The organism is Pseudoalteromonas sp. HM-SA03 (assembly GCF_002289345.1).
GTDB lineage: Bacteria > Pseudomonadota > Gammaproteobacteria > Enterobacterales > Alteromonadaceae > Pseudoalteromonas.
In genome coordinates this window covers 1-6,832 of the sequence record NZ_NSDG01000078.1, presented here as the reverse complement: position 1 = coordinate 6,832, position 6,832 = coordinate 1, and the positions used below count along the sequence as shown (strand labels likewise).

Below are 6,832 nucleotides of genomic sequence, written 5' to 3'. Positions count from 1 at the left end.
CGATAAAGCCTAAGCCATCAAAGTACCCACATAAAAAAAGAAATGCCAGTCAGCTTAACTGACTGGCATTAGCCAAGAGGCGGTTTTTCAAAGCTGATAGAATATCGGCGTGTTATTCAATATTCTGGATCTGAATGTTTTTATATTTTTAAGTTTTTGATATTTATTTTGTTTTTTTGTTTTGTTATTTTTTACCCACCAAGTTACTCCCCTTTGGGCTGAGCTTTATAAAAAGTCCTCCCTTTCTTTTCTTAGTAGCAAGATAAGATATTCAGTCATACTTCGGTTATGTTTTATAGCTTGTTGTTTAAGTTGAATGTAGTCAAGTCGATCAAGATCTAATGTTACTCTCTTTTTGCTAAATTCCCGTCTTTTAGCTTGTCTCCAAGAATTTAAAAAGCTGTATCTGTTGTCTGGCTTTGAGAAAAATTTGTTAATTTTATTGAAGCTATTATCATGAGGTGAACTTCCGATACGCCTGTATTCTTCAACCGCTTTTGCTGTAGCTTTGGATTTTTTGCCTAGATAGTTAATGCTCCACTCTAAGAAAAACTCTCCGCAATCTGGTGATTGTTTAAGCATTTTCAAATAGTAACTGTAATAGAAGTAATCGTCATTCATTATCTATATTCAAACTTGTGGACTAGATTTTTTTTGTTATAGTAACGTTACATGAAATGTTTTTCAATTTGTTTTCTATCCAAATTTATGAGACCTATAAGTGATATTTTAGAGAGTTTGACTGTTAATTCAGCATGGATGTTTATGCAGTTTTACTTTGGTGAGTCGATAGTTGATCGGCGTGGCATAAGCAAGGTTGGTATAAGTAAGCTATCCAAAGTGAGTAGTATTAGTTCACGAGATCTAACAGAGGCGATATGGCAGTTACATGAGTTTGGTCTAATTGAGCTGGTTCAAAATGTCTGTGAAATAAAACGAGGGGTAACAGAAAAAAGAGTGAAAATAATCCCAAAAATCAAAATAAAAATTTACGCTGAACTAACTGATGAAAGCAAGACCGAGCTAAAACGCTTACTGTGTATAGAAAATTCCAGCTTACCTAAAACTACACCCAAAAGGGTCCGCGTTTTTTTAGCCTACTGCATGTTAAAGCCATATTCCATGGCTATGGGTTTTGATTTTATCAAAGCAAAGTTTGGCATTGGAAAGTTGGGAATAATCGAGCTTGATAAGACAACTTGGTTGGGTAGGGGACTTGAAGAAATTAAAGTCAGTCATGTAAATGAGGTTTGTGTCGTATACAAACTCGCGTGCTCCAGAGCGGTGTTTTCCAAGGGCCATATCTTTATGTTTGAGCATGAGATAAGTGCAATCAAAGGGTCGCCATATGAGGGGAAAAACACGCATATTGATTTGAAGGAGCTTGAAAGAAGTTTGATGCGTAATGCTAGCACTTTTTCTGAATTTGTTTCTAGTTTGTGGTGTGTTACGCGTTACTTGGTTTTTGAGCGTAATCAAGAGTATTTGATTAGTGAATCTGTAAACGTTGATCATGTTCAAAGAGAGCATTATAAACTTTCTGTCAACTTTATTGATACTATAAGGCAAAAAATCTCAGGCTTAACGTCGGATGACGATAGATTAAAAAGTGAATTAGAAAAAAGTGCTTTAGAGCTAAAAGAGTTAAATTTAAGTTCTCTAAAACATTCACTTCCCCTAATGATTAACTATCTCAACGCGAGCAAGAATAGCACTAAAAGTGAAAAAAACAATAGGTTGCTTGCGCAAAGACTGGTTAATAAACTTTTTAAACGGGAAAACAAAATATTAGGGCATTATTGCCTTCGCATTTTTGCTGATTATTTTTTAGAGCAGCTCAGTGCTTATAAGAGGGCTAGCTGCGAAGCTGTCAATAAGATTGATTATGAGCAAGTGCATATCTCAAATGACGCTGTATTGGAGTTTGATTGGGCTATGTTTGGATTGCACCAATATGATAATGAGTGGATGTTTTTCAGAGCCAAAAGTGAGCCTTCAACAAAGCAAAAGAGCTGAGAAATGAACACAAAAATGGTGAATAACTTCAGAGTGACAGAAATCAAAAAAGTAAAGATTTATAAGGAGTCGGAACATCAAATTGCCTATGCTGCTTGAGCTTTTCTCTGTAGCGAAATCCGTATAGTTAATATACTTCAACCTAGAGTAATGAATACTAAACAGGTTAGAGGAATAGCATTGATTATAAAGCCATAAAAAGTATTTTTTTACATTGCAGTCTCTTAGTGTGGGTAAATAAACATTAAGAGTTTCAAAATGAAAAAACTATCACAAAGAGTTCAGACCAATCCCTTCGATAAGCGCTACAAAGTCATCGTAAATCACAAAGAAATTATAGAGAGCAAATTCGAAGAAGCGTTAAGTGAGTATTCGCGTATTTCTGTTGTCAGATTTGATTTGCATATTCCTAGGCAATGCAAAGGAGAAGATAATCCTCTCGCATCAAATGAAAGTCTGATGAAGCGATTTATAGCTTCATTGGTATCAAAGCTCAAGTACAGTTATTTAAGAAAACCAGTGTCAAGAACTCAAATTTTGCGTTATGTCTGGGTTAAAGAGAAAGGAAAGTCAGGTAATGAACACTATCATGTTTGTCTGTTTCTCGATAAAGATCACTTTGGAATGTTAAGGGGTTCTTCCAAGGGGTACAGTCACTTACTAAGTTATAAGAAGCCAAAAAAAAAGTCTGTACAAGAGTGCATTGTTGAAGCATGGGCAAGTGCGCTAAGTATTGAACCTCAGCTGGCCGAAATAAATGTGCAATTCTCAGATTCAAAAGTACATTGGATCAACTTGAACGATCAGAAAACGCAAAGCGACGAGTATAGAAACGTGATGAAAAGGCTTATGTACATGGCGAAACCAGAAACCAAATTTGTAGATTTGAGTAAAACTAGGTACATAGGGCATGGCTCGCCGACAATTAAACTAAAGTCACTACCAGTTAGAGCATAGAAGTATTTTCATAGCGGCTAATAGTGGTGATACAAGTAAATACTGCTGTACTGTACCCTGACGGAGCTGACTTTGACAATGGCTCGATGTGTCTCCCATCAGCAGGTTTAACTTTGTCTGTGCAGTGTAAGCAAGGAGGGGAGTCACCCCTCCAATATGCTTAGTGCTCCTTTATTAACTCTTTGATAATGATGAGTATCGCTATTGCATGAGAGATCAACTCTACGGTTCGTGGGTTGTGTTGCATAAGTTCTCCATTAAAGAGTGTTGATTATTCCCCTTTCGGCAAATGATGCGTAAGAGTCTCCAATGACTATGTGGTCTAAGATTTGAACATCTATAAGTGCCAAGGCATCGATAAGCTTCTTAGTGATATATCGATCAGCATCTGATATATCACAACTTCCAGAGGGGTGATTATGTGCCAATATGACATTGGCTGCATTGGACTTTAAAACACCTTTAACAACTTCTCGTGGATAGACAGAAGCAGCGTTAATGGTTCCAAAGAACAATTCTTTATATTCAATAATCTCATTGCTGTTACTCAAATAAATTACGGCAAATACCTCTCTTTCCCTAGCACCTAATTTTGATCTCAGAAAATCAACTGCACTAGCTGGGTTGGTAACTTTACCCTGCCTTTTTAATCGACTAAATAGGATCCTAGAGGCCCAGTTCAGCACTTCTTCATCATCAAGGAGCGCAGGAGTATTTGAAATAGCATGTTCTTGAATTTGCATCGTTGATACCTCAGTAATTAATAGATTCGATGCAGTGATATAGATTTCAATTTGGTTCGATTTGAGTGGGAACGGTGTGTTGACCTGAGCGTAAAACTTTACGCAAGTCACTTATTTTGATGAGTTTATTCACATAGGAGACAAAAATGAAACTCATCAAACTTCCTCAAGTGATTGAAAAAACTAGTCTTAGCCGTTCAAGTATTTATGACTTTATGAATAAAGGAGGATTTCCAAAGTCAGTTAGTTTAGGTGCCCGAGCTGTTGCATGGGTTGAATCTGAAATTGATGACTGGATCGGAGAAAAAGTGAAAGAGAGACAGCTATAAATCAACCAAGTACTCACTTTACTGCTATAACCAAAGGAACTCCTAAAAAGAAACTAAAGCACAGTTAGTTTGGTGTGTAGTGGTCAACTAATTCCAGACAGTGAATTAAGTATTTCTTCTGCTACTGCTGGAGCTTGCATATCGTTATGGCTATGTGGCCTTGAGCGAACATGAGGCGGTCGTCAATGTTACCTTCATCCTACAAAGTGGCCGTTCAGTCAACTCGTTTCTGCCCCATTGTGAGTTAACGTTAAAATACTAACACCCACTTTGGGAACGGAGCTTGGTTGAGAGCAAAGTCATGCAGTTTTTATACAAAGTACCTGATTTTGCCCTATTACATTATTACTCGCTGTTTTGGGGTAAAGTGACAAACTGGAATTTAATGCTGTGTTATATGCTTGTATACAGTGGCAATCATTGGTGGAATTATGAAGGTATGTAATATGAGCCGCTTTGCTGTGTTATAAACTACCAAAGTGGGACAGAATAAGCTGTTATGCGTATTTTGAGGCAGTTATGGATATTGAACACTTTTTAAAAGAACGAGTTAAGTTTGCCAATAACTTTCATGAACAAGGCTGTAAACCTTTTCAGGAGGTTATGAGGTTAATTGAACAAGAAGAAGCCCCATATGAACCGGTTTATGATGAATCCGGAGACCCTCAATTTATTCATGAATGGCTCGAAGCTCGCGATGGAGTTGGATCTATTGGGCTAGCGACATTGTCAATGCTGTCGTCTGCTTTACAGTTATATATGAACGCTTGGCTAAACCGAGTAGAGAAACAAAGTTCACCATTCAATAGAAAACAAGGGAAGGGCTGGTTAAATTCTCTTAAAAAGTGCATGCAAGATGAAGGAGTCGATTTTACAAATTGTCCAGCAGACGTAGAAGCAATTGAGCAGCTTGTATTGGCAAGAAATAGAACTCAGCACGCTGAAGATATTACTTCAAATGGAGTTAGCCATATGGCAAAGGAGTTGGCTCGGTTTCCCTCGCCTCTATTTGTTGACCCTGAAGATCCTGCGTTAAGGGCTAACTGGTTCGGTCAACCTAGGGTTTATGCCGGAAAACATCAAATTATTACCATATCCCAAGAAATTGTTGATTTTTGCGAGTGGTTGTTCTCCGAGTATGAGCGTATATACGCATAAGAAGACATGGGGTCGCGGCTTGCACAGTGCAAAGTGTGTCACCTATGTCTTCTTTTAGCACAAAGCTGTCCTTTGGCTCTAACTCACCTTTGTCCAAATACGAGTTTGTCCGGTCGTCCGCTATTCGCTCTTGTAGGCCATTAATCAGTTGCGAACTGTCAGATTTGATTAAGCCTTAACAATCAAACCAGTGTTCAATTTAAAAGACTTAAAAAGGTGCTATTGGTTATGGGGTAATTGGTTCGAGAGTGCAACAATATCAGCCATAACACGTTTTTCTCCTAGAGCAGCTAGGAAAGCTAAATGTTCCGTGGCTTTTACCTTTTGGAGATTCTCAAGCTTAGGCTCACCACCAAGGGCAAGAGCAGGTGCAAAGCCATAGATCTCTCCATTTTCAAGAGGGCCTAACCTCTCCAAAGTTCGCTCAAAAAGAGGTTGTTCATTGATATCAATTAAATCAATTTGGGTTGTCGTTTGTACAGAGAAGAACAAATCTAAGCTTCTTTCTTCTCCCGTAGCGATATATTCTTCGTTTTCGAAGGTGGGAAAAATCATGCCATAGCTGCTTATTATGGAAAGACTACTCCCTGATTTTTTACCCCAAATATAAATATCGCCGAATGCACTTAGTGCAATCACATAAAAGCTATCTACACCGTCATGTTGCATTTTTTCGAATTGAGTTCCTCTTAACCACTCAGTCAAGATATCTTGATAATCTTTTGGATTCACCATCCATAAACGGCCTTTCCCCCAACCACAAAAGCCGTATTCCTTCCAGTATTCAAGTAAATTATTTNGGTAAAATACCTTGGTAATACTGGAGTTGCNTCATCTGTTGGTTGAATCGCTTCTATCGCTGGACCAAACCCACCAAAGTTATAAAAATTGTCAAAAAACTTGTTCATTATTTGCACCTATGTAGATTCATATTTAATTTTGCATCTGGACCCAATGCTTTTAGTGCTTTCTCTGCCTCATTATCCATTAGCTCAACACGACTTAACTTAGTCTTTTTACCAGAGTCATCAAAACCTTTTTTATTCCATCGTGCGCCAATAGACTGGTTAACACTAGCGTCACCTAAATCAACCACCTCATCTACCCCCCCAGCAATCATATCAGGGTTATGTAAAGCATTGAGGGTTTTCATGTCTCTTTTGGCTAATTCTTCAGCTTTTCTAGCAGCTTCTTCACCATAGTATTCCCCTTTTCTTTGAAATTTTAGTATGTACTTCTTGATTAAAGCTGTTTTAAACTGCTCTCTAGCCTGTTTTNTGCGCCTTTCCAGTTCCTTTTCGTCCAATCTTTTTATAAGCATCGCGATTTTCAAGATACTGTTTTACAGTCATGCTATTTAGCCCGTCCATTTGTCCTTTTAATTGGCGGTCANTATTCAACAGCGGTTCCTTTGGCATTCTTTTTAAAACAAGGCACGTTGTATTGCGGCATACGTTTTATTGCCGCCCCCGGCAACTCATTCCCTTTTGGTGGCTCCAACTCATCGGCTTTGGCTTTGGTGGGCTTATCAGTGACGCCTCGAATTGGTGATTGGCCTTGATACTCATCCAGTGCTTTATTAACTCGCTGTCCGATTTCTTGGGCGGCTTGTTGCATATGCTGGTCGAT

The 6,832-nt window shown here is 38.3% G+C and carries 8 protein-coding genes and 2 pseudogenes; 5 read left to right on the top strand and 5 right to left on the bottom strand.

Annotated features, from left to right (window positions below):
• Positions 1–225: 225 nt before the first annotated feature.
• Entirely contained in the window at positions 226–621 is a 396-nt protein-coding gene (locus tag CKO50_RS15725; protein WP_095728919.1) for a hypothetical protein, read from the bottom strand.
• A gap of 51 nt (positions 622–672) precedes the next feature.
• Between CKO50_RS15725 and CKO50_RS15720 the strand changes: the two genes are divergently transcribed.
• Entirely contained in the window at positions 673–2,016 is a 1,344-nt protein-coding gene (locus CKO50_RS15720) for a hypothetical protein (protein WP_141240151.1), read from the top strand.
• Positions 2,017–2,274: 258 nt separating this feature from the next.
• Positions 2,275–2,973, top strand: coding sequence for an inovirus-type Gp2 protein (locus CKO50_RS15715; protein WP_095728917.1), 699 nt, complete (start codon positions 2,275–2,277; stop codon positions 2,971–2,973).
• A 257-nt stretch (positions 2,974–3,230) separates the two neighbouring features.
• Here CKO50_RS15715 and radC read toward each other — a convergent pair whose 3' ends face one another.
• Positions 3,231–3,716 (bottom strand): DNA repair protein RadC, encoded by a 486-nt coding sequence (gene radC / locus CKO50_RS15710; protein ID WP_095728916.1) that lies wholly within the window; start codon positions 3,714–3,716, stop codon positions 3,231–3,233.
• A gap of 146 nt (positions 3,717–3,862) precedes the next feature.
• Between radC and CKO50_RS15705 the strand changes: the two genes are divergently transcribed.
• The 3 genes from CKO50_RS15705 to CKO50_RS15700 all read left to right on the top strand — a co-directional run bounded on the left by CKO50_RS15705 (position 3,863) and on the right by CKO50_RS15700 (position 5,203).
• A complete protein-coding gene (locus CKO50_RS15705; protein WP_045963047.1) occupies positions 3,863–4,045 on the top strand; it encodes an AlpA family transcriptional regulator in 183 nt (60 codons plus the stop codon).
• Between the two features lie 301 nt (positions 4,046–4,346).
• A complete protein-coding gene (locus CKO50_RS24040; RefSeq protein WP_176474686.1) occupies positions 4,347–4,490 on the top strand; it encodes a hypothetical protein in 144 nt (47 codons plus the stop codon).
• A 74-nt stretch (positions 4,491–4,564) separates the two neighbouring features.
• Complete coding sequence (locus CKO50_RS15700) at positions 4,565–5,203, top strand: hypothetical protein (protein ID WP_095728915.1); 639 nt, start codon at positions 4,565–4,567, stop codon at positions 5,201–5,203.
• 219 nt (positions 5,204–5,422) lie between these two features.
• On the opposite strand, the gene CKO50_RS15695 is transcribed toward CKO50_RS15700, so the two are convergent.
• From CKO50_RS15695 to CKO50_RS24755, 3 genes and pseudogenes are all read right to left on the bottom strand, one after another.
• Positions 5,423–6,022 carry a GAD-like domain-containing protein gene (locus CKO50_RS15695; RefSeq protein ID WP_255230046.1) on the bottom strand — a complete coding sequence of 200 codons (600 nt, stop codon included), beginning with the start codon at positions 6,020–6,022 and terminating at the stop codon, positions 5,423–5,425.
• Positions 6,023–6,110: 88 nt separating this feature from the next.
• Positions 6,111–6,555 (bottom strand): annotated as a pseudogene (locus CKO50_RS24760) (polymorphic toxin type 15 domain-containing protein).
• A gap of 37 nt (positions 6,556–6,592) precedes the next feature.
• Positions 6,593–6,832, bottom strand: a pseudogene (locus tag CKO50_RS24755) (hypothetical protein); the annotation flags it as partial.

Bases quoted from the DNA above. Each gene is read 5' to 3' on its own strand.
- CKO50_RS15720 (WP_141240151.1), top strand. From the start codon at position 673: ATGAAATGTTTTTCAATTTGTTTTCTATCCAAATTTATGAGACCTATA.
- CKO50_RS15725 (WP_095728919.1), bottom strand. From the start codon at position 621: ATGAATGACGATTACTTCTATTACAGTTACTATTTGAAAATGCTTAAA.
- CKO50_RS15700 (WP_095728915.1), top strand. From the start codon at position 4,565: ATGGATATTGAACACTTTTTAAAAGAACGAGTTAAGTTTGCCAATAAC.
- CKO50_RS24040 (WP_176474686.1), top strand. From the start codon at position 4,347: ATGCAGTTTTTATACAAAGTACCTGATTTTGCCCTATTACATTATTAC.
- CKO50_RS15715 (WP_095728917.1), top strand. From the start codon at position 2,275: ATGAAAAAACTATCACAAAGAGTTCAGACCAATCCCTTCGATAAGCGC.
- CKO50_RS15705 (WP_045963047.1), top strand. From the start codon at position 3,863: ATGAAACTCATCAAACTTCCTCAAGTGATTGAAAAAACTAGTCTTAGC.
- radC (WP_095728916.1), bottom strand. From the start codon at position 3,716: ATGCAAATTCAAGAACATGCTATTTCAAATACTCCTGCGCTCCTTGAT.